Here is a 1,670-nt window from a genome sequence, read left to right on the forward strand (position 1 = left end):
GGCGCCGAGGGCGCCGACCCGACCGCCCCGAGGGTGGCCGGCGGCGCGATCTGACCGCGGGGAACCCAGCGCTACTGGTAGCAGTCCTGCGTGGCCAGCTCCAGCCGCACGTCGGTGACGACGTGCTTGCTGAGCACCAGCCAGTAGTTCGCGCTCGGGTTGCCGGGCACCGGAGTGACCCATTCGTTGCGGCCCATGTGCGGCTTGGCCTGGTCCGGGTACACCGCGCGGACGTCCTCCTCGGAGGAGCCCCGGTAGATGCCCTCGGGCGTCTCGGCGTCGGCCCGCCCGCCGATGCGGACCAGGCCGAACTTGGGCGAGAACAGCAGCGAGTAGTACGCGGGCGCGGCCGCCTGGCCGGACCAGTCGTAGCCCTTGCAGCCGGCCGAGTCCACGGGCTGGGCGTTGGGCCGGATCAGCCCGGTGGCCTCCGCCTCGTCGACGGTCATGCCCAGCCGCAGCTGCCCGACCGTGGTGGGACCGAAGGCCAGCGGGCTGGCCGGCGGCTTGGCCTTGGTCGGCGTCGTGGTGGTTGTCGTCGGGATCGACGACGCCGGCGCGGACTTCTGCGCCTCGGTGGTGACCGGCGGCGGCGCGACGGTGATGGTGCGCCGATGGTGGTCGTGGTCGTGGTGGGCGCCGGCGTCGTCGTCGTGGTCAGCCCGGAACTCTCGGCGGCCGCCAGCGGCGTGCTCGGCGGCGCGTCACCGCTGACGCCGAAGGCGGTGCCGGCGACCAGCACCGTCGCCACCGACAGCATCCCGCCGCCGAAGACCACCCCGGCTCCGGCGACGGCGTATCCGCCGCGCCCCCGTGACGACGACGCGTTCGGCCTCCGGCCGCGCGGGCACGTCCAGGCGATCGTCGGCGAAGAGCTTGCGCAGCTCGTCGTCGATGTCCACCGGTCACCTCAACCCCCTCAGGCTCGATCGCAGCGTGACCAACGCCTTGCTCGCCTGGCTCTTCACCGTCCCCTTGCTGATGCTGAGCGTCGCGGCGATCTCCGCCTCGGACAGCCCCTCGTAGTAACGCAGAACGATGACGGCGCGTTGCCTCGGCGGCAACCCTCGCAGAGCCTGCCACAGCGGCTCGTTGTCGAGACGGTCGAACTGCTCGAACGCGTTGTCGGGCATTTCGGCCATCAGGTTCTCGCGGCGGGTCCGCCGCCAGATGCTGACGTGCGCGTTGGCCATCGCCTTGCGCACGTAGGCCAGCGGCTCGTCGCAGAAGGCCCGGCGGCCGAGCCAGCGCGACCCGACCTTCTCCAGCACGGTCTGCACCAGGTCGGCCGCGTCGTGCGGGTTCCCGGTCAGGGCGTGCCCGTATCTGAGCAGGCCGGGCAGCGCGGTGCGGACGAACTCGGCGAAGTCGGTGTCGACCGCCGTGGCGGTGGACCGGACCTCTCGCTGCGCCGGGACGACCGTCCACGTGCCGCTGCTCTCCGCCCCCAAGACACTCAGTGGTGCGCTCACTTCCTGATCCCCTCCCCTGTGACCAACTGTTAGAAGGTCGTGTGAGACGGGCTGAGGTTGCGGCATTGAAAGGTTACAATTCAGCCAACTCCTTGGGCAGGCGGAAGCCTTCGGCCGTTGGCAGGAACTCCACCGCCGCCACCACCGCGCCGACGTTGATCGGCCCGTAGACGTGCGGGAACCAGATTCCGGCCGGGT

General features: G+C 71.2%; 3 protein-coding genes. 1 reads left to right on the forward strand and 2 read right to left on the reverse strand.

All coding sequences use genetic code 11. From position 1 onward, the window contains the following. Nucleotides 1–71 precede the first annotated feature (71 nt). The gene (locus tag KUTG_RS25920) at nucleotides 72–449 is read right to left on the reverse strand and encodes a hypothetical protein (protein ID WP_043720342.1); all 378 of its coding nucleotides are present in this window, start codon (nucleotides 447–449) and stop codon (nucleotides 72–74) included. Here KUTG_RS25920 and KUTG_RS25925 point away from each other — a divergent pair. Continuing rightward, nucleotides 448–714: a hypothetical protein gene (locus KUTG_RS25925; RefSeq protein ID WP_157494771.1), complete on the forward strand. Its 267-nt coding sequence runs from the start codon at nucleotides 448–450 to the stop codon at nucleotides 712–714. The two genes, KUTG_RS25920 and KUTG_RS25925, sit on opposite strands and share 2 nt — an antisense overlap. Nucleotides 715–905: 191 nt before the next feature. On the opposite strand, the gene KUTG_RS25930 is transcribed toward KUTG_RS25925, so the two are convergent. Further along, nucleotides 906–1,472 carry a SigE family RNA polymerase sigma factor gene (locus KUTG_RS25930; protein ID WP_232240941.1) on the reverse strand — a complete coding sequence of 189 codons (567 nt, stop codon included), beginning with the start codon at nucleotides 1,470–1,472 and terminating at the stop codon, nucleotides 906–908. Nucleotides 1,473–1,670 lie beyond the last annotated feature (198 nt).

Origin of the sequence: Kutzneria sp. 744, assembly GCF_000568255.1 — a bacterium.
GTDB lineage: Bacteria > Actinomycetota > Actinomycetes > Mycobacteriales > Pseudonocardiaceae > Kutzneria.